The organism is Lysinibacillus mangiferihumi (genome assembly GCF_003049665.1).
GTDB classification, from domain to species: Bacteria; Bacillota; Bacilli; order Bacillales_A; family Planococcaceae; genus Lysinibacillus; species Lysinibacillus mangiferihumi.
This window is the reverse complement of sequence record NZ_PYWM01000002.1, coordinates 71,642-92,701: the sequence shown is the minus strand read 5'-3', so window position 1 is coordinate 92,701 and position 21,060 is coordinate 71,642. Positions and strand designations below refer to the sequence as shown.

Below are 21,060 nucleotides of genomic sequence, written 5' to 3'. Positions count from 1 at the left end.
TTTATTATTGATTCATTTTGATCACAAACAACTGTCTATTTTTACCGATTATGATACTTACTATTGCTAGTAATAGACCCGAAATCATAAATACTAATCTTATGTCGAATACATCTGCTATTATGCCCATTACTAAAGAGGCAATGCCAAATCCCCCCGTTAAGATAGCGCTTAAAGCCGTATAAACAGCAGATAATTCATTTCTTGAAACACTTGTTTGAATAACAGTATGCTGCGGGATGCTCTTTATTTGCCCAAAAAGCCCCACACAAAAAGTTAAAAATAATGCAATCATCGGCATGCTGTTGACACTGAACAAAATGGTGGCACAACACGTAAATAATGATCCCATCACCATGACTTGCGCTATGTTCTTTTCAATGGATGCGCTATATTTCACACAATAAATGCTGCCCACTATTAATCCCACAAAATATGTGCCATTGATAAAGCCCCACCACCGCTTGTCAACATGCAAAGCATCATGGACAAATACCAATATAATGGCTGCAATCCATACCGTACCCGCAATGGTTTCAAGAATATCAATCCATACGATTTGACGTAACAAAGGGGTCTTCCACAATGTTTTCCAGCCCTTAACAACCTGATCTATTTTCCCTTGTTGTTCGAGTGATTGCTGGTCTACATTTTCTAATAAAGATAATACAAAACTCGCTATGGCAAACAAACACCCCACAACCCAAATAAGTTGTTGAGAGCTGAGAACAAGTAAAAATAGGCTACCTACAAACCACATAATCGATTGAATAAATTGCGTGACTCCTTCATCTATGCCATTTGCTTTCAATAATTGTTCATCCTTCACATAATGAGGAACCAATGTCTGTCTTATTGGGTTGGCACAGCCATCAAGAAATGCAATCATACTGATGACAATAAACAACAGGTAAAAATTTGTTGTGGAGATGCTAACTAACAATAGCCCTAAAGCAAATAATAAACACGTTTTTCCGATTTGCGAACCTGCCATTAACCACTTTAAATTTACCTTCTCGAACAAAAGCGGCGTCAATATACTGGACACAAACATCGATGTTGCAATCGTAAATGGCACAAAGGATGCGGCAATAGCTGATCCCGTTAAAAGATAAATGATATGAATAACACTTACTATATATAAAACGTCACCTATATTGGCAAGTGACTGCCCTACAAGTAATAACCAAAAATTTCTACCCAAATTCATAAACTATCCCCCATTTTTTAAGAAAATAAATTCATTGAAATGGGCGATTTTAAATTGGACGATTCATGAAACTTGCCTCCCCCATTTTTAACGAAATACCATTCATTAAAATGAGCGATTTTAAATTGGACGATTCATACAAACGGTCTCCTTCTGCTAGCTGATAAATCAGGGGGATTTAGATTTATCAAATTTTTATAGTGAATAACTTATTTTTCTATATTTTTATTTTCAATACATTAAATCTTGCTTACAATTATACCGATATTTATAAAAAATAGTTGTTTTTTTTATTTACTTACAGAGCATGTTGAACTGGATGATATCATAAAGTGATTTAATGTTCCCTAAAGTAATTAGTCCATTTTTATAGGACTATTACGATTATTTCTTGGGAAATGGTTTGGATTTTATGTGCTCTAATAAACGTGTTGAAAGGGGAGAGTTTTAATGAATTATTATGATCCGTATTATAGTGATTATGATGCAGTCTTTGGTGGTTTCATGGTGGTTTTCTTTTTCGTATTATTGGGCATGTTAATTGTTGGGTACATTGTGAATGCACTTATTTATTTTATGGCTTCGAAAACAAACGGTTTTAGCGATGTAGCTTATATTGCATGGATTCCGATTATCAATATTTATAGTTTATTTCTACTTACCGCCAATGGTGATGATGATGCGACAATCCGTGCAGCAGCGAAAAAAACAACATTCATTTATGCAGCATTATTTATTATTTCGTTCGTCCCATTAGTTGGACTTATTGCTTCACTTGTTATGTTTGGCTATTGGGTTTACTACACATATCGTCTTCTATTCCGCTGGACTGGTGAGTCTGGAAAAGCAGTTCTCTACATTATTTTATCTATTATTACATGTGGCTTATTCTATGCCATCTACGGCTTAATGCGTATGAAACGACCATTTATCGTATAGTTTTAGTGTAAAGAGCCTCTTAAAATCCCTTTTCGTCCAGCAAGACGGAAAGGGATTTTTTTGTGCTTATACCCTATCGTTTCTGTTCATCCCCCCTCCTATTTCCAATATTTTTTCCAAAATGAAGCCAGCGTTCCCGATGAATATGCTATATTATAGTTAGAAAATTTAGAATTTCTAATTTTTAAACAAAGGGGATTTTATTTATGTATGAAAATATTTTAAGACATCCAGGACCTACACCGATTCCTAAAAAAGTGCAACTTGCGATGAACCGAGATATCTTCAGCCATCGAAGCAATGAATTTGTTGAGCTATACCGTGAAACGACAGAGCTAGTTAAAGCTGTTTTCGGCACGAAGCAGGACATATTATTGCTTCCATCTGGTGGCACAGCAGCACTGGAGGCTGCAGCTGTCAATACCGTTAATGCGGGCGATGATGTTGTTGTCATTACCGTAGGGGCTTTTGGAGATTATTTCGTTTCAATTTGCGAAAAGTATGGCTTTAACGTACATAAGCTGGCAAAACAATGGGGACAAGCATGCACAGCTGAAGAGTTGCGTACTTTTTTACAACCTTTACAACATATTAAAGCTGTTTTTATTACGTACAACGAAACGTCAACAGGTATTTTAAATCCCATTGCAGCGTTAGCACAAGTCGTGCGTGAAGAAAGCGATGCGTTAGTTATTGTTGATGGCGTAAGCTGTATTGGTGGAGCTCCTGCTGAGATGGATGCATGGGGAATTGATATCCTCGTAACAGGCTCGCAAAAGGCGATGATGCTTCCACCTGGGCTTTCTCTCGTTAGCGTTAGTGACAGAGCTTGGAAAGTTATCGAAGCAAATACTATGCCATCTTATTACTTAAATTTATTGAGCTATCGTGATTGGGCTCGCAAAGGGATGACACCAAATACCCCTACCATCACACTTATTTATGGATTACGTGAAGTATGTAAACTCATTGAAGAAGAAGGTGGCTTTGCTCATACTGTTGCACGCCATGAATTGATGAAAAATATGGTGCGCAGTGCAATGAAAGCTCTTCACATTGAATTATTGACAACGGATGAGTTCGCTTCACCAACAATTACTGCTATCATGGCGCCAAAAGGAATTGCATTAGATGCGTTTTTACATCACCTTAAACAACACTATCATTTAGATTTTGCCGGTGGTCTTGGGCCTTTACAAGGGGAAATTTTTAGATTTGGGCATATGGGCTACTGCTTCCCTAGCGATATTTTACAAGCCGTTTCTTTAATGGAAGCGGCATTGCAAGACTTTGCCTATGACTTTGAGCCAGGTGCAGGTGTCAGCGCAGCACATAAAGTGTTTTTAGCCGCACAGGCGAATACGATTACAAACCCCTAATTAGCTAACCTATGAGCTTGGACAAAAGAGAAAAAATGTTAGATTGACTAAAGTCGCTCTAACATTTTTCTTATCTAGACAATTTTCTTACATACTATAAAGATAATAATAAAGTTGAGTAAAATCCTTTGCAATTAACGAATCTCGTTCTATAAAAAATTGTAATGTACCCGAGTCTGCTATCATAGCATATGTTTTTTTGGCATTACCTTCAATATCTAATTGAAATAGTAACTCAGCATTGCTATTTTTTTCGTCAAAGCTATTTTTATCCATAAATGCATAGCCACCTATTTTCGTTCCACTACCATCTGTTTCATCAAAGTACTTTGAATAAGCAGGATTCTCTGTTGGTAAGTCATAATGAACGGAGCGAGGATCCGTATACGGTACTAGCTCTTGAAGTAATGTTGCCTTCAATGCATAAGGACCCCCAAAAATAATGGGTTCACATAGCTCATACTCCATTTCTTCATCTGAAAATGGCTCGATATCATGAGAGGAATCAAAGTCCGAATAATACCGACAATAATAGCCATCCTTGTAAACACCATAACCTTCATCCGCCAACACAAAAAACTGTAGAAGCCCTTGCTGTGGATAACCTTCTAGCTTAGGTAGCTTTGCAAAATTAAGCTGTGCTATAAACATATACGGTATGCCACTACTATGTACTGGGAAGTCATCACCTAATTTACAATATGGTCTTCCACCTAATTTACTATCTGTATAAGTAACGGACTCCTCTACTGCTCGTAAAATAATCGCCTGTTTTAATGAATCCTTCAATAACGTTCAATCCTTTCCTGTTAACTAAAAATAATTTCCTAATTAACATCCTGTAAAAGAGTTGCTAAATAAAAAGACAGATACCACTCTAACAGAGCATATCTGTCTTTTTATTGACTTTACTCATCATTTTATCATTAACTGTGTTTCATTATTTATTTTTGCTACATGTTCACCTTCGCCATGTACTCTTCTCGCATCTCTTGTGGTACCATACTTCCCCCTGTTGCCCAGACAAGATGTGTAGCTTGTTCCATTTTATCCTGTAAATGATGCTTTTCTGTATAGCTTTGTCCGTTCTTTAGCAAATGAATGGGTCCAAACATTCCCGCATGTGCAGAAGGCTCTAAAAATACCCCTTCACTTTCCATTGCTAAAGCAAGAGACATAAACAATTCTTCATCTTTTACGGTATAGCAACCGCTAATATACGATTCCATCACTTTTCCTACAAATTTAGAAGCACGCCCTACAGCAAGACCGTCTGCTTCTGTTTGATTGTCCAAGCCAATATCCTCTACACTGATTTCATCATGTAAGCCTGTCATAAGCCCAATCATCATACAAGGTGAGGCAGTTGGCTCGGCAAAGAAGATATGAACATGCTCCCCGAATATTTCACGTAAACCGTATGCAACCCCACCAGGTCCACCCCCTACCCCACATGGTAAATAAACGAACAATGGATGTGCTTTGTCCACTTGAATGTTTGTCTTTTCTAACTGGACTTTTAGGCGTTTTGCTGCTACTGCATAGCCAGCAAATAAATCTTTTGAATTTTCATCATCAATAAAATGACACATCGGATCTTGTGAAGCTTCCAGACGCCCCTGTTCTACAGCAACACTATAGTCTGCTTTATATTCAATAACCCTTGCACCTTTTTCTCTTAGCAACGCTTTCTTCCACTCTTTTGCGTCACTAGACATATGTACAACGACATTGAACCCTAATTTTTTAGCCATTATGCCGATACTGAGCCCTAAATTACCAGTTGAACCTACGGCAATCGTATACTGCTGAAAAAACGTCCGTAGTTCTTCAGTGGCAAACACCGCATAATCATCTTCTATTGTTAACTTACCATTAGCAATTGCCAAACGCTCTGCATGCTTTAAAACTTCATAGATTCCACCACGAGCTTTGATGGAGCCAGAGATAGGCAACATGTGATCACATTTTAAAACGAATTTACCTGGGATGGATAGTGCGAACATTTTCTCGAGTGCGTTCTTCATTTGTGCAATTTGTTGAATAGGGGATTCAATCAGCCCTTTACTGTGTAATAGTTCAGGATAAGCAATAGTTAAATATGAAGAAAAGCGTTGCAGCGTTTCTTCCGCATCTTTAACCTCCTCGTTAGAAAAGAGTGTTGTTTTTGCCTTTTTCGTCCATTTTGTATTCTCCCAAAATACAGTCTCCCGATTTTTTATCGTTTCTAATAGTGGATATTGGTGAAATAATTCGTGTTTTAGGTCATTTTCCATCTGCTGATTCCTCCATTTTTTGCGCTAAAATTGCTCGTTCACAAATTTGTCGAAATTTCATTTCGAACAGCATATTATTTTCTTTCGTTCTTTTTTTAGGTCCCTTGGTTCGTCCTCCAGCACGTCTAATTTTCTGCCCAACATGACGCATCTCGAGCAAACGTTCGATATTTTCATTAGACATTTCCCTGCCATTTTGATCAATTGGATAACCTCCACGTGCCAACACCATGGCCGCTAAACCGTAATCCTGTGTAATAACAATATCATGTTTTGAAAGCGCATTCACTAGCGTAAAATCAACCGAATCTGGACCCTTTGGTACAATAATTGTTATTACATTATCACGTTCAATACGGTGTGATGTATCGCAAAACAAGATAGTTTCAATCTCAAACTCAGATGATATAGATAGCGCTAAATCCACGACTGGACAGGCATCAGCATCAATTAATACCTTCACAATAAGGCATCATTCCCTTCTCATTATTAGATAAATCAAGTACCTTAATATTATTTTAATATAATATTTTCTCGACCCTGTTTGCTCATTTTTTCACAAACTTATCCAACTTGGAAAAAGTATTTTATTGAATAGTGCGAAAAATAGATATACGATACACCTATCAACCAATTTGGAGGTTTTCATTATGACAACAACAACTTTAAGCAATGAACAATTAGCACAAGAATACGTTGACGGCGTGTTCGAGCAACTAAAACAACAAAATAGCCATCAAGCGGAGTTTTTACAAGCAGCTGAAGAAATTTTCCTTTCATTAGTGCCTGTATTTGCACAACACCCTGAATATATTAAAGCAAATATTCTTTCTCGTATCGTTGAGCCAGATCGCATCATTTCATTCCGTGTCGCTTGGCAAGATGATAACAACCAAGTACAAGTGAACCGTGGTTACCGCGTTCAATACAGCAATGTAATGGGTCCTTACAAAGGTGGACTTCGTTTCCACCCTTCTGTAAACGAATCAATTATTAAGTTTTTAGGTTTTGAGCAAATCTTTAAAAACGCTTTAACTGGTCAACCAATCGGTGGTGGTAAAGGTGGATCTAACTTTAATCCAAAAGGTAAATCCGATTCAGAAATCATGCGCTTCTGCCAAGCATTCATGACTGAATTATACCGTCATATTGGGCCAGATGTCGATGTTCCTGCTGGTGATATCGGTGTAGGTGCTCGTGAAGTGGGTTATCTATGGGGTCAATACAAACGTTTAACAAAAGCAAATGAATCTGGCGTATTAACAGGTAAAACTCCTGGTTATGGTGGTTCATTAGCTCGTAAAGAAGCAACTGGTTACGGTACAGTATACTTTGTAGAAGAAATGTTAAAAGATGCAAATGATTCTTTTGAAGGTAAAACAGTTGTCGTTTCTGGTTCTGGTAATGTATCGACTTATGCAATTGAAAAAGCTCAAGCTTATGGTGCAAAAGTAGTTGCGTGCTCTGACTCTTCAGGCTATATCTATGATCCAGAAGGTTTAGATCTTGATGCCGTTAAAGAAATTAAAGAAGTAAAAGGTGACCGTATATCAACTTACGTTAATTACCGTCCAAATGCTACATTTACAGAAGGTTGTACAGGAATTTGGTCAATTCCATGTGATATCGCGCTTCCATGTGCTACACAAAACGAAATCAACGGCGACGCTGCTCGTACATTAATCTCAAACGGTGTAAAAGCAATTGGTGAAGGTGCTAACATGCCATCTGACCTTGAAGCAATTAACGAATTTTTAAATGCTGGCGTATTATTTGGTCCTGCTAAAGCAGCAAATGCTGGTGGTGTTGCTGTATCTGCACTAGAAATGGCACAAGATTCAAGCCGTGTATTCTGGTCATTTGAAGAAGTAGATGCGAAGTTACACCAAATTATGAAAAATATCTATGCAGATAGTAAAGCTGCTGCTGATAAATACGGTTACCCAGGCAACTTAGTTGTTGGAGCAAACATCGCTGGCTTTATTAAAGTTGCTGATGGTATGCTATCTGAAGGCGTATATTAATAAAATCCTTTTACAATTTATTCAATCATTCTAGCATCTAGTAACTAGAATCTATTGATAAAATTTAGAATCTTCTTAATTTCACTTAAGATGATAACGAACATTCGTTATCATCTTATTTTTTTGTAGAATATAGGTGAAAAAATAAGTATAACAAAGATTAAAACGAACATTATTTATATTATATATTTAAAACATTCGTGTTATAATTATTGTGTACTATGAAATATTGGAGGGTTTTTTGTGGAATTATTGTATACAGGTAAAACGAAAAATGTGTTCAAATTAGAAGATGGTCATTATTTATTAAAATTTAAAGATGATGTAACTGGTGAAAATGGTGTATTTGATCCGGGCGCAAATACTGTTGGTTTAACAATTGATGGTGCAGGTCTTGCAGGTCTTCGCCTAACTTCTTATTTCTACTCAAAACTAAACGAACAAGGTGTCCCTACTCACTACGTAGACGCAAACTTCGATGATGCTACAATGACTGTAAAGCCCGCAACTGTTTTTGGAAAAGGGTTAGAAGTCATTTGCCGATTCAAAGCTGTTGGTTCTTTCCTACGTCGCTATGGTGCTTACGTACAAGAAGGTCAACCTTTAGACTCTTTCGTAGAAGTAACAATCAAAGATGATGATCGTCTAGATCCTCCAATTTCTGAAGATGCTTTAGCGATGTTAAACCTGTTAACACATGAAGAATATGCTATTTTAAAACAACGCACAATTGAAATTTCTAAATTTGTTGGTGCAGAGCTTGCGAAAAAAGGCTTAAAATTATACGATATTAAATTAGAATTCGGCCGTGACGCACAAACAAATGAAATATTATTAATTGATGAAATTTCTGGCGGCAATATGCGCGCTTACAAAGGTGAACAATATATTGAGCCATTAGAGCTTGAAAAAATTATGTTAGCTGACTAATCATTGTTTCCCCCTTCATGCAACCAATGCATTGAGGGGGTTTTTTTAGTGTGTGCAGTAGTAATGTTTTTTACATTCAATCCAAAATTTCCAATCTAATAAATTTTTTTGAAACCTTTTACCACTTCACTCGTATATTGAATAGAAACATATATTATCATCTTTGGAGGTACTTTAATGGAAAACTATAATGAAACACCACAACAAGAAAGGTCTAAAGTGAATCCTTTTCTGTCTACTTGGATGCATCCAAAGCAAACTGCTCGCTATATGATTGATGCCAAATCAATCGGTTATGCAATTCTTGTTATGTCCATTGCCTATATTGGAGCTATGCTTACTGGTCTTATAGATAGTAATTTTTTACTTAATGTATCCCCTTGGATTATCGTGCTATTCTGTGTGATTTTAGCACCGATCTCAGCAATTATTGGTACAGCATTTTCTACCCTACTTCTTTGGTTAGTCGGTAAATTATTTAAAGGTAGTGCAACGTTTTCCGAAATGTTTAAAGGATTGAGCTTAGCGGGTGTACCATTTATTACGCTTATTCCATTCTACTTAATATGGCTATTTACATCACCTGAGTCTTTAATGGATGCTAACTACATGGAATCAGCCCCTTGGATTTTTTGGCCGTCAATACTTATGACAGCTGTTACTAGCATTTGGTCTATGGTTATTACAGTTGGTGTTGTAGCAGAAGCACATCGATTTTCAAATTGGAAGGCATTCTTTACAGTCCTTATTCCTTCAGTTGTTAGTATAATCATTCTATTTATCCTTCTTATTATCATATTCATCGGAATAATCGGTATCAGTATGATTTAAAAAAATCTCCCCTCTCAAATTATTGAGAGCGGGAGATTTTTTGGACCATAACAATTTACATTATACCGAAAGGACGGTTTGTTGCTGGAATAACTCAGATACACCAGATGCAACGGCTGCCCCACTAACTGCACGTGAAACAATTTCAACAACACGCTCATCTAATGATTTAGGCACGATATATTCCTCAGTTAATTCTTCATCACTCACAAGAGAAGCAATCGCCTCTACTGCTGCTAACTTCATATCTTCGTTAATATCTGTTGCGCGTACATCTAATGCTCCGCGGAAAATCCCTGGGAAAGCTAGGACATTATTAATTTGATTTGGATAGTCAGAACGACCAGTCCCCATAATACGAACACCCCACGCTTTCGCATTTTCATACGTAATTTCTGGATTTGGATTCGCAAGTGCAAAGACAACTGGATTTTCATTCATCGATGCAATATGTGCCTCTGTTAGTAAATTCGCAACGGATACGCCAATAAAGACATCGGCACCTACGAGAGCATCATCCAACGTACCATGTAATTTTTCCGGATTTGTTAAATGCGCCACAGCATCTTTAATCGGATTCATGCCTTCCGCACGGCCTTCATAAATAATTCCTTTTGTATCACACATATAAATATTTTTATAGCCCATTTGTACAAGGATACGTAAAATGGCAATACCAGCCGCACCAGCTCCGTTAATAACTACTTTCATCGTTGCTACATCTTTCTTCACAATACGATTTGCATTTATCATCCCTGCACCTACAACAATTGCCGTACCATGCTGATCATCATGAAACACCGGAATATCACATTCTTGACGTAGCCGATCTTCAATCTCAAAGCAACGTGGTGCAGAAATATCTTCCAAATTAACACCACCGAATGTTGGCGCAAGCGCCTTCACAATGCTGACGATTTCATCCGTACTTTTTGTATCTAAACATAGTGGAAAAGCGTCAACATTGGCAAAACGCTTTAATAAAATTGCTTTACCTTCCATTACAGGTAGTGCTGCTTTCGGTCCAATATCGCCTAACCCCAACACCGCAGTGCCATCAGATACAATAGCCACCATATTGCCCTTCATTGTATAGTCATAGACAAGCGATGGATTTTTTTCAATTTCAATACACGGTGCCGCTACACCAGGAGAATACGCAAGGCTAAGATCATAAGAGTCTTGCACAGGCACCTTTGAAATTACCTCTAATTTCCCACTATATTGTGCATGCATATCTAACGCTTTTTTCATAATATCCATTCAATCCGCCCCTTTTTCTTCTGTTTTATTGTATGTCAGTATCATAATACTTTGTGAAATTGCAGTCAACAAAAAACTTTAAAAAGCAGTATTTTCTTTGATAAATCAATATTTTCTATCATTTATAACGTTTTATTGTATTGTTATTAATTTCACAATCAATTATTTTGATATAACAAATATTTTTTTCAGCTTGGTAAAAACGTAGTCATAACAGCAATCAACCTGTTCAGTTTTTCACATAGTATTTTACTGCAGTAAATGAGAAAAATTTCACAAACTCATGTAAGCGCATCCATTGTTACATCTAAATCCGCCACATTTTATTCACATTTTTTCACAAACTTTTTTAACAACAGAAAAAAGAGTCCTTACGGTAAGGACTCTCAGAACGAGGACAAACTCATATTAAAAAGGAAAATACCCGCGAAGTCGAGTGCTTTACCCGCGGAAAGAGCTAAAATACCCGCGAAGAAGCACGCTTTACCCGCGGTATGAGTGAAAATACCCGCGAATCATGAAAATAATTCTACAGGCATCCAAGAGTGTATTTTAGGACTCTTGCTTAAATTGCTGAGTAAAAGCTGTAATAATATGTTTGGATGACCATTGCTCCCCCGACACCTTGGTAATTGGGTACTCTCGGCGAAAGATGGCTTTCGTTATGGCATCGTCTGTGTAGCCTTGAGAATAGAGCTTTCGCACTTCTCCCTCCAAGTCCTCTAAATAAGCAATTTTTTCGCTTATTTTCGCTCGACCATCCGCAAGAAAACCTGCATGGCAACAATAGACCTGCTCAAAATCAAAATGTAATAGTTTCTTTAACGATGCCAAAGTATGTACGATGTTTTCCTCATCAAGCACAACCTTTGTCTTCGTTTGAATATATAAATCTCCTGTAAACATGGCACCTGTTGCCCGATTGTAAAACGACAGATGGTCTGTTGTATGTCCTGGTGTCGCAATAATGTCCCAAGTGGCAGATTTCGTTTCGAGCGTGTCCCCAAATGGCTGTGCAATAAATGCTGGTCGCTGTCCCCAGAGCGCCTGACGATAGAATGGATAGTTTCCGTCTTCCGCACATTTCGCAATGGACTCACGATGAACGTAAATCGGAATCTTCTGTTGTTGCTGAATCCAAGCAGCATTGCCTGAATGGTCTTCATGTGCATGAGTCAATGCAACTTGTTCAACCGACAGCTCGCGAAAAAAAGATTGAAACTCCTCTGCAAGCGAATTAGAACCTGTATCAATCAGTAGTCCATCCACATAAAAGCTATAGACACTCATTCCTATACCTTGAACAGCTACTTTACCATGTGCACATTGCACGTTACCATGTTGTTCGATTTCAATACTTTTCTCTAATTTATACATATGTTGCCCCCTTCCCCTTTGTAAAAAAAGTGTAGCATAAAATGAATGATGAGTCATTTTTAGCGTAAATTTCCATTTGAAGCCCCTGAGCGATATATTTTAATCTGGCCCGTATTTCTGAAGAAAAAAACGCCCACCAAGGTGAGCGTCTTCTCCTAATTATTCATTTGTTCCAGTTTCTACATCGTATGCTGTAATCCAATCACTATAGCTTCCTGTATAGAGCTGAATATTTTCATACCCTTCATCTGCAAGTACTGCGTAGAGCGGTGATGCTGTGACACCACTGCCACAATAAACCACTATGTGTTCATCTTGTGCAACCTTCGCACGAAGCGCATCATTAGCTTGCAGTGTTCCTTCAACTTTTAACTGCTCCCAATCAAAGTTTTTAGCAGTTGGGATATGACCCGCCACTTTATCAAGCGGTTCAACTTCACCACGGTAACGGGCAGCAGCTCGTGCATCTAATAGCGTTGCTGACTGTTCTCCATCAACAATTGCCTTTACTACTTCACGTGGCGCATACAGATGATCTTGCCAATTCAAATCAAGCGTTGTCGGCGCATATTTCACAATATCCTTTGTGAACGTCACTTTTTCTTCCAATGCCGTCGCTCCACCATTGACAATGACCACATTTGGGAAACCTGCATAGGTTAACATCCACCAAGCGCGCGGTGCAAACGGTGATGCTCCTTGGTCATAAACGACAATTTGATCTTCGTAGCGCAGACCTAATTCTTGAAAGACAGACGTAAGCTTTTCCTTACTCGGCATCGGATGTCGGCCGTTTTCGCTTTCCATATCCGATAAATCCTGCTCTAAATCAATATATACCGCTCCTGGTGCATGACCTGCTTCAAATGCTTGCTTTCCAAATTGTTTGTTTTGTAAATCATAGCGAGCATCTACAAAACGGACACTGTCAACTTGAATTTCCTCAACTGTTTTGAACACTTTTCCCATGTGAATCACCTCATGCGTATTGTAGTTGTGCGTAAATTGATTTCCACGAAGCTAATCGACTTTCCTCTTGTAACACAAGTCGTTCAGTTGCAATTTGCTCTAGTGCTTGATGGTAAATATGCAAGCGTAATCTTTCCGCTTCTTCACCAATATAGGAGATGGCCCAAGTCATGAGTGCTACTTTTTGTCCATCTAAATAATTTTGAGCATCTGGCTTTGTTAATGCTTCTAACGCTTCACTTAGCTTGATTTTTTCATTTTTCTCAAAGAATGCTTTTTGATTGCGGAAATGCGATTTCACACTTGCATATTTTGTAACATCTGCAAATGGACCTTCAAATGCTAATAAATCTGGCTCAGATGATTCAAAGGCTAAAAACGAGAAGCTACGGTTCATTTCTTTCAGCTCACGGACTTCATCTTTAAAACGAAGTTGCATTTTCTTACTAATAAATTGGGATAAGCGGAAGTTTGTAACACGCATTTCCTGTGTAAAATCAAATCGTAAGCTTTGCAAGACTTCTTTCAACGCATGCTCTAATGCTTGCTGTGCAGGCATAGCCGCAAAGGTTGAGGGGTTATAACCTTCTTTAAAGAATTCAGGGTAGCGATAAAAGACGCGTTGTAAAACATAATACAATAATTCATCTAGTTCCTGTTTTGTTTCACTTTCCATCATGCTTGTATTTAACGCATTAAACTTCGATTTAATGTGCTGTTCAAGCGTAGTCAACTCAGCTAAACGCTCATCTTTACGTTTTAAGTTTTCCTCTGTTTGAGCAATTAAATCACCTAAACGTTGCTCTGTTTTGTCCACTTCTTCTGCAAGTGCCTGCACCGCTAATGCACTTAACTCATCATTTAAAAATGTATGGAAAGCATCCTCGAACGGAGGCATGCCCGATGCAAATGAAGCACCCTCTACTTTTTCTTTTAATGCCATTAAGCTAGATACCCCGTATAAACGTGGGAAACGAATACCAAAGCGTTGTAATTCTGAACGAACATAACCCTTTACATCTTCTTGTTCTTCTTCTGTCGTTGCCAAATCAATCGCATTAACGATAAAGAACATTTTATCAAGTTCAAAGGCATCCTTTACACGACCTAATTGAATTAAAAATTCTCGATCCGCTTTAGCAAATGCGTGGTTATAGTACGTAATAAATAAAATGGCATCCGCATTACGAATATATTCAAAGGCAACCCCTGTGTGACGCGCATTGATGGAATCTGCCCCCGGCGTATCGACAAGCGTTACACCCATACGCGTTAACGGACTATCATAATAAAAGTCAATATTATCGACGAAGCATGATTTATTTTCTTGTGCTACAAATTTTTCAAACTCTTCACGCTCTACACGTAACACTTGTCCAAGTTCCGTTTTAAATGTTGGATAGCCTTCTTTATATGCACGAATAAATGATTTATGCACATTTAATCGTTCATCAGTAAGCTGTACCGCTAGTCCTTCATCTGCACGGTTAAATGCTTCATCTAAAGACGAAACCGTTAAACCAATCGCCGCATAAGAACCTTGGATATCCTCAAGCATTTGTGCTGCCGTTTTTAACTGAACATCTGCTGTTTCGTGAGGATGCTCTGGTGTCACCGGACGAATTTTATTAATAGCCGCTGTTGTAGGATTAGGTGATACTGGTAACACTTTTGCACCCATTAGGGCATTCGAGAAGGAAGATTTCCCTGCACTAAACGCACCGAATAATGCAATCGTAAAGTCCTTTTTCTGTAATCGCTCTACTTTGTTTTCTAAATAGCTTGCTACTTCTGCAAAACCTTGGACCTCTTTCACCGCATTGGCTGTATGAAGTGCCCGTTTTATAACACCTTCAATAGGGAGACTAGATGTACTCACTGCATGTTGCGTTTCCTCTTGCTGTATAATCTCTTCTTTTGGTTTGAGCATCGACTCGTCAAATAATCGAATCTCTGCTAAATCCTGCTCAAACGCTTTTTCCCAAAGTGTGAGTTGATAATTTGCTTCTTTTCGAATTTCATTGCTTGCTTGATGCATAACACCTGCACTATATTGCTGATAACCTTCGATTTCTAGTACAGCTTGAATGGCATCTACTTTCGCCTGCATACCAGCCATTTTCAACTTAGATGGTGCTGCCGTTTCAGTTGCAACAGCTTGTAATGTTGTTGCTTGGGCATCCTTCCACACATCTGTTTCCTGTATAAAATAACGTTTCGTTGCTTCTGCAACACGGTTGGCAAAATTAAGAACAGCCTCCCCTGTTAATATAGCACCGACTTGTACTTGCTGTTCAATTAACGAAAATGGTAAATCAAATACATAAGCATCCACTGCTTGCGCACGTTCCTCACTTAACGCCCCGACATCTTTTAATGCCTTTTTCATTAGCCCTTTTAAATGACCCGTAATTTGAGCGTGTACAACTGTTTGATAGGCACTGTATGCTTCTTCTTTACGACGATTACGCTCCTCCTCAGTTTTCTTCTTCGCCGAAAATAAACCGCCTACTTTAAACCCTTCCTGCTTACTTTCTAAATAAAGACGCAATTTATCTCGCACATCGGCCGGCATAATGGCTGCATTGGCAAGTAACTCTTTACGTTCTTCCTCGAATGTTTCATTCCAAGCTTCAACTGAGAATAATTCTACTTGACGATTTAACTTATTATATTGCTCTAAAATATCCTGATGATGTGCCCAATCATCGGCACTTAAAATATCTTCATCAATATCTAAACGATCTTGCTTTTCTTCCATTAAGAAGTTGTCATGCTCACTTTGCAATAAACGTAACGTATTGGTCGCTGTCTGTACAAGCTGATCTTGCCAATCGTTCATGCTATCCATCACAATTTTTTTCACTGTTTCAAAATCATTATTTGGATGCTCTGGCTCTCGTAAAGATGTGAAAAAGACGCCTTTTGGCACAACGCCCCATGCTGAAAATGAATTGTGAACAGTCGCTTTAAAGTCTTCAAAGCTTAATTCATTTTCCTTATGCTTATCAATCATATTAACGATTAAATATACATTTGGATTATATTTCATTAATTGTTTTGTAAATTGAAAGTTCAACTCCGATTGAACATGATTATAGTCCATTGTATAGAATACAATATCTGCAATATGAAGAGCTGATTCTGTAGACATACGGTGTGCGTCATCTGTCGAATCAACACCAGGTGTATCCATCACTGTTACGCCAAGAGGTAATGTAGAAGCGCTATGACCAATTTCAATTTGTGATACAAGATCTCCATTTTTGCTGAGTTCTTTAACGGTTTTAAAATCATATCCCGCTTCAAACTTAACAGGTTTTTCATTATGCATATAAACGATGGCGAAATCTTCTTCTGACTTATGCACCTTCACGATATTTGCACTTGTTGGTATCGGGCTTGACGCAAGTAAATTCTCACCAGATAAGGCATTAATCATACTTGATTTACCAGCAGAGAAATGGCCAGCAAAACCGATGACATATTCTTTCTGTTGTAATTTACGTGCAAATAGCGAGGTTTTATCCATACGCTCTGTATCACCATTATGCTGATAGATTATGTATTGTAATGAAGCTTGCTTTAAAAGCCCCTCTAGTTGTTGGTCAAATTCTTTCATAAAACTGTAACCCCTTTATCCTTTTAATTATTCACAATTAGTATTCTACCTTATTAGATATGCAAAGTATAACACTAATTTACTTTAAAAAGCATATATATCAAGGTTTCAGACGTAATATTCGTCAACATAGTCATGTTTATCCAAAATGAAGTAGCATGATCCTTGTAGAAAATCTACTATTTTTATCTGCAAAATGGATAGTTAACTAAGCAATTCTTCTTTTTTTTCATATTTTAAATAAGAGTGAAGGTTAAAAAGCTGTTACAAAATAACAATTTGAGGTTCAGCACTAAACAAATCTGATACAAATATAGGGGCATAAAGATCAAAATAAAAGGAGTGATTATATAAATGGTAAAGCAAAAACATTGTTTTCAGATTACACCGTTATGCGATTGTGAAAATCAATTTAGATGGCCTCGTATTATAGCTCGTGATGTCCCTATTCCCCAACCCCCTTCCATCATTGTTCCTGAAGGGATGGTTATTCCTAGAGTAAATAGATATTTTTATATAGTAACATCCGATATTCAATTGACAAATGGGGTCACTTTAGCAGCGAATCTATTTTCTGATGATAACGGCGTAAATGTACCAGAATTTATTATCACCTATCCAAATGGCTATGTAAATCTCTATATTAACGCCGTTATGCAGGAAGGTGGCATTTATTCCGTAACACCAAATGCACTCATCTTAAATGCTGATAACGCAACTATTTATAGAGGAACACCCATTATTATTGAATCTCTCGGCTTTTTTAACGAAATTCACTAGCACTATTGAAAGGAGGTGAATGCACGTGGCACTTTCCATTATTAATATTAATGTCAATGTTTCTGGCACATCCACGAAATTTTTTAATATTTTAGCAACACCACTTGCCATTACAGATGGTACAACACTTGCTGCAACAACGTTTTTGACTGACAGTGGTACTGCAGCAACTGCTTTCCCAGTCGTAATTAATGGGTACTATAATTTATATATCAATGGTGTCCTTCAAGAAGGTGATGCCTATACAGTTTCCGCAACAGAAATTACATTTAACACTGTGACAGCGACTATCTCAGCAGGCACTCCAATTATTATTGAAGCTGTAGAATTAGTGACAACTATTTAATAGCATCAGTATAAGTATTTTGCTCGAGTTCACTAGTTGTTGGTAGCGGAGGTGGTGACTCCTGTTCAGAACGCACACAGCGTAAGACGCGGGCATTCCGCTCGATAGCGAGGGTTGCGGCTTACTGTGCTGAGCGGAAAGCACCGCCGAAGCGGACAACAACGGCGCAGAAAAAAAGGTGTTAGATTGACTGCCATCAATCTAACACCTTTTCTCTTTTGTTATCCTATTTGTTTTCTTAACGCAAAAATCTTCTTTGCAAAAGTCAATGCATGTGGGCCATCTCCATGTATACATAATGTTTGGGCAGAAAGTTGTATTTTCTTTTGTTGGACAGACATCACTTCATTGGCAGTTAAAATACCTTTGACATGCACAAGCATTTCTTCTTCTGTTTGGATTAATGCATTCGGCTCTTCTCTACTTACCAATGTCCCATCGTCATTGTAATGACGATCCGAAAAAACTTCCTCATAGACGCGTAAGCCCTTTTCCTTCGCAATGTTCACTATTTTGCTACCAGCTAAACAATATAAAACATACGCTGGGTTTAAATCATATACCGCATTGACAACGGCTGTTGCTTTTTCTATATCATTGGCACTTTGGTTATACAGTGCGCCATGTGGCTTCACATGATGAAGAATGCCTTTTTCTACCGAGACAAATGCTTGCAAAGCACCAACTTGATAGACCATCATATTATAAATTTCTTCCGCACTAACATCCATATTTCGACGCCCAAATCCTTGAAAATCAGGATAGCCTGGATGCGCTCCAATACGAATATTTTTACGAATAGCATTTTGTACAGTCCTATGCATAATTGTATGATTCCCTGCATGATACCCACAGGCTATATTAATCGACGTTACATAGTCTAAAATTTCTTCATCTTTGTCGAGTGTCAAAACATCCATACCTTCGCCCATATCACAATTAATATCAATTGGCATACGATTCCTCCATTAGTACAAATCTTATTGTGTTAAACATACGCATTTGGGCAACTTTATGTAAATCATCTTCATGGATGGTAGCAATGATTGGATAGCCACCGACTGTTTGGGCATCTGCCATTAAAACAATAGGCTGACCGTTTTGTGGCACTTGAATTGTCCCAAATTGGGTCGCTTCTGAAAGTATATCTTTCCTCGTTTTCAAATCGAGGACGTTCCCTTTTAAATAATAGCCCATACGATTCCCGCCAGAAAATTGATAGGGGCTAGATAAAAATTGTTGTCTACTTGCTTCTGTAAATAATTGAAAATGAGGTCCTTTAAAAACTCTTACTGTAATAGCCGTATGAAAATAAGGGCGATAAGGTGCATACAGCCCTCTTGTCAATGGTAATGCCGCAACATATTGCCCATATAACACACTGCCCACACCTGGAGTACTACCTACCATTGGTAAGCTGGCTTTACTACCAAGTATGAGGTCTGTTTGAAATCCACCTTTAGGTGTGAGATAAACAATGGAGCCGTTATTTACGCTTTTGATAGATAAAATATCTCCCTTAAATAATTGAAAGGTTTTCCACATTTCAATGGGACGACCATTTAATAAACACAGACAAGTTGCACCGGTCAATACATAAATTCCATCATTTAACGCTTGAAATTCAAAACCACCTATAAACATTTCAAACGATGTTTGGTCTGCTGTCGCATTATCAACAATAGTATGCGCAGCTTGAAATGATACGCTATCCATTGGTCCTGATCGAGGGACCCCAAATGCTCGGTAGCCCTCCCTCCCTTGATCTTGTAAGCTCCCATAAACACCTTGTTTTTTAACTATAAGAAGTGGCTTCAATTGCTACACTCCTTTTCTTTTATTTCTAAAAATGCCTGTTTGGTTATTTCGTAAAATTGCACTTGACCTCCAAGAGTAAAGAGAAAAGGGGCTTTCCTATGAATATCAAATAATGTGAAAGGTGTCTTACCGATAATATTCCATCCCCCTGGTGAATCGAGGGGATATATCCCTGTTTGTAACCCGCCAATACCGACAGAGCCTGCGGACACAAGCGAGCGTGGTTTTGTTAAACGTGGGACAAATAATTGGCTATGTAAGTCCCCTAAATAAGGAAATCCAGGTAAAAAGCCGATTAAATAGACACTATATACTTTATCCATATGCAATTTTTTTATGGCCTCAAATGGCAAAGCTGTAACATTCATCACACGGTGCATATCCAAAGCAAATTCTTCATCATAACAAATTGGTATTTGTAATGGTTGGCTTGTTGCTTCACCAACATAGGCGTTCCTTTGCATTGTAAGCCATTGTTCTTGTAAGAAGGCTATATCCACTTGATGTTTCACATATGCTGTAACCGTATGATAACTAGCAACACTTTCAATAAGATTGGTATGTAGCATTTTTTTCAAAAAGCGGTTAAACTGTTGGACTAGCTGAAAATTTTCTTGCGAAATGACTTCATCAAAGGCAAATCGGATTGTGTATTGACTAATCCACATTGTATGAGGGAACTCAATGATTTGTTTCACGAATGGTTTCCTCGATACAAAGCTTAACGCAAGTCATTAAATCTTGCATATTCCACCCTGGTATTTTGCCGTGCTGAATCGCTAATTCAAAAGATGCCGGAATATGAATAAAGCCAGCACGAATCCCTGTATGTTGCTTAGCATAAGCTAGCCCTTCGTACATAATATTATTGCATAGATAGGTACCTGCCGTATTTGAAATTTCTGCAGGATAGCCTTCTTTACATAATCGATCAACCATTTTCCGAATAGGTAAATTGGTTATATAGGCATCCTGCCCCCCATCATCAATGCTTTCATCAACAGGCACGTAGCCATTGTTATCAGGCTCTCCATCTTTCACATTAATCGCTATGCGCTCTGGTGTGATTTTAAATCGTCCACCAGCTAACCCTAAGGACATAATAATTTCAGGCTGTATTTCCGCAATATATTCCTTTAACTGCTGCGCGGATTGCTGAAAATCAACGGATAGCGTCCGTCCAACAATTTCATAGCCGTCCATTATACTCCCATTTAAACTTTCTACAATTTGCATCGTTGGATTGATTGTATAATCTAGAAATGGGACAAAGCCCGTTAATAGTATTTTTTTCAT

The 21,060-nt window shown here is 38.0% G+C and carries 19 protein-coding genes; 7 read left to right on the top strand and 12 right to left on the bottom strand.

Features of this window, described 5'->3' with window-relative positions:
• Positions 1-4: 4 nt before the first annotated feature.
• Complete coding sequence (locus C9J37_RS02450; RefSeq protein WP_107894096.1) at positions 5-1,210, bottom strand: MFS transporter; 1,206 nt, start codon at positions 1,208-1,210, stop codon at positions 5-7.
• Between the two features lie 450 nt (positions 1,211-1,660).
• Here C9J37_RS02450 and C9J37_RS02445 point away from each other — a divergent pair, with 450 nt between their 5' ends.
• Entirely contained in the window at positions 1,661-2,149 is a 489-nt protein-coding gene (locus C9J37_RS02445) for a hypothetical protein (protein ID WP_107894095.1), read from the top strand.
• A gap of 206 nt (positions 2,150-2,355) precedes the next feature.
• Positions 2,356-3,528, top strand: a complete 1,173-nt coding sequence (locus C9J37_RS02440) for a pyridoxal-phosphate-dependent aminotransferase family protein (protein ID WP_107894094.1) — start codon at positions 2,356-2,358, stop codon at positions 3,526-3,528.
• Between the two features lie 87 nt (positions 3,529-3,615).
• On the opposite strand, the gene C9J37_RS02435 is transcribed toward C9J37_RS02440, so the two are convergent.
• The 3 genes from C9J37_RS02435 to C9J37_RS02425 all read right to left on the bottom strand — a co-directional run bounded on the left by C9J37_RS02435 (position 3,616) and on the right by C9J37_RS02425 (position 6,267).
• The gene (locus tag C9J37_RS02435) at positions 3,616-4,317 is read right to left on the bottom strand and encodes a YwqG family protein (protein WP_107894093.1); all 702 of its coding nucleotides are present in this window, start codon (positions 4,315-4,317) and stop codon (positions 3,616-3,618) included.
• 164 nt (positions 4,318-4,481) lie between these two features.
• Entirely contained in the window at positions 4,482-5,804 is a 1,323-nt protein-coding gene (locus tag C9J37_RS02430; protein ID WP_107894092.1) for a D-serine ammonia-lyase, read from the bottom strand.
• On the bottom strand, positions 5,794-6,267 hold the full coding sequence (locus C9J37_RS02425) for a YaiI/YqxD family protein (RefSeq protein ID WP_107894091.1): 474 nt from the start codon (positions 6,265-6,267) through the stop codon (positions 5,794-5,796). The genes C9J37_RS02430 and C9J37_RS02425 overlap by 11 nt, the downstream gene beginning before the upstream one ends.
• A gap of 187 nt (positions 6,268-6,454) precedes the next feature.
• Between C9J37_RS02425 and gdhA the strand changes: the two genes are divergently transcribed.
• The 3 genes from gdhA to C9J37_RS02410 all read left to right on the top strand — a co-directional run bounded on the left by gdhA (position 6,455) and on the right by C9J37_RS02410 (position 9,589).
• Positions 6,455-7,828 (top strand): NADP-specific glutamate dehydrogenase, encoded by a 1,374-nt coding sequence (gene gdhA / locus C9J37_RS02420; protein ID WP_024363410.1) that lies wholly within the window; start codon positions 6,455-6,457, stop codon positions 7,826-7,828.
• A gap of 243 nt (positions 7,829-8,071) precedes the next feature.
• Positions 8,072-8,758, top strand: a complete 687-nt coding sequence (locus C9J37_RS02415) for a phosphoribosylaminoimidazolesuccinocarboxamide synthase (RefSeq protein WP_024363409.1) — start codon at positions 8,072-8,074, stop codon at positions 8,756-8,758.
• Positions 8,759-8,935: 177 nt separating this feature from the next.
• Positions 8,936-9,589 carry a Yip1 family protein gene (locus C9J37_RS02410; RefSeq protein ID WP_107894090.1) on the top strand — a complete coding sequence of 218 codons (654 nt, stop codon included), beginning with the start codon at positions 8,936-8,938 and terminating at the stop codon, positions 9,587-9,589.
• Between the two features lie 60 nt (positions 9,590-9,649).
• Here C9J37_RS02410 and C9J37_RS02405 read toward each other — a convergent pair whose 3' ends face one another.
• The 4 genes from C9J37_RS02405 to C9J37_RS02390 all read right to left on the bottom strand — a co-directional run bounded on the left by C9J37_RS02405 (position 9,650) and on the right by C9J37_RS02390 (position 16,820).
• Positions 9,650-10,852: an NAD(P)-dependent malic enzyme gene (locus C9J37_RS02405; protein WP_024363407.1), complete on the bottom strand. Its 1,203-nt coding sequence runs from the start codon at positions 10,850-10,852 to the stop codon at positions 9,650-9,652.
• Between the two features lie 552 nt (positions 10,853-11,404).
• The gene (locus C9J37_RS02400; protein ID WP_107894089.1) at positions 11,405-12,229 is read right to left on the bottom strand and encodes an MBL fold metallo-hydrolase; all 825 of its coding nucleotides are present in this window, start codon (positions 12,227-12,229) and stop codon (positions 11,405-11,407) included.
• Positions 12,230-12,388: 159 nt separating this feature from the next.
• Positions 12,389-13,198, bottom strand: a complete 810-nt coding sequence (locus C9J37_RS02395; protein WP_107894088.1) for a sulfurtransferase — start codon at positions 13,196-13,198, stop codon at positions 12,389-12,391.
• Positions 13,199-13,208: 10 nt separating this feature from the next.
• The gene (locus tag C9J37_RS02390) at positions 13,209-16,820 is read right to left on the bottom strand and encodes a dynamin family protein (RefSeq protein ID WP_107894087.1); all 3,612 of its coding nucleotides are present in this window, start codon (positions 16,818-16,820) and stop codon (positions 13,209-13,211) included.
• Between the two features lie 354 nt (positions 16,821-17,174).
• Between C9J37_RS02390 and C9J37_RS02385 the strand changes: the two genes are divergently transcribed.
• Both C9J37_RS02385 and C9J37_RS02380 read left to right on the top strand, forming a co-directional pair.
• Positions 17,175-17,600: a DUF4183 domain-containing protein gene (locus C9J37_RS02385; RefSeq protein ID WP_107894086.1), complete on the top strand. Its 426-nt coding sequence runs from the start codon at positions 17,175-17,177 to the stop codon at positions 17,598-17,600.
• A gap of 25 nt (positions 17,601-17,625) precedes the next feature.
• Positions 17,626-17,946: a DUF4183 domain-containing protein gene (locus tag C9J37_RS02380; RefSeq protein WP_024363402.1), complete on the top strand. Its 321-nt coding sequence runs from the start codon at positions 17,626-17,628 to the stop codon at positions 17,944-17,946.
• 221 nt (positions 17,947-18,167) lie between these two features.
• Here C9J37_RS02380 and C9J37_RS02375 read toward each other — a convergent pair whose 3' ends face one another.
• The 4 genes from C9J37_RS02375 to C9J37_RS02360 are packed head-to-tail and all read right to left on the bottom strand — an operon-like array spanning position 18,168 to position 21,060.
• Positions 18,168-18,902 (bottom strand): 5-oxoprolinase subunit PxpA, encoded by a 735-nt coding sequence (locus C9J37_RS02375; RefSeq protein WP_107894085.1) that lies wholly within the window; start codon positions 18,900-18,902, stop codon positions 18,168-18,170.
• Positions 18,892-19,764 carry a 5-oxoprolinase subunit C family protein gene (locus C9J37_RS02370; protein ID WP_107894084.1) on the bottom strand — a complete coding sequence of 291 codons (873 nt, stop codon included), beginning with the start codon at positions 19,762-19,764 and terminating at the stop codon, positions 18,892-18,894. The genes C9J37_RS02375 and C9J37_RS02370 overlap by 11 nt, the downstream gene beginning before the upstream one ends.
• Positions 19,761-20,462, bottom strand: coding sequence for a 5-oxoprolinase subunit PxpB (gene pxpB, locus C9J37_RS02365; protein WP_107894083.1), 702 nt, complete (start codon positions 20,460-20,462; stop codon positions 19,761-19,763). Before pxpB ends, C9J37_RS02370 begins: the two co-directional genes overlap by 4 nt.
• A complete protein-coding gene (locus C9J37_RS02360) occupies positions 20,446-21,060 on the bottom strand; it encodes a pyroglutamyl-peptidase I (RefSeq protein WP_107894082.1) in 615 nt (204 codons plus the stop codon). Before C9J37_RS02360 ends, pxpB begins: the two co-directional genes overlap by 17 nt.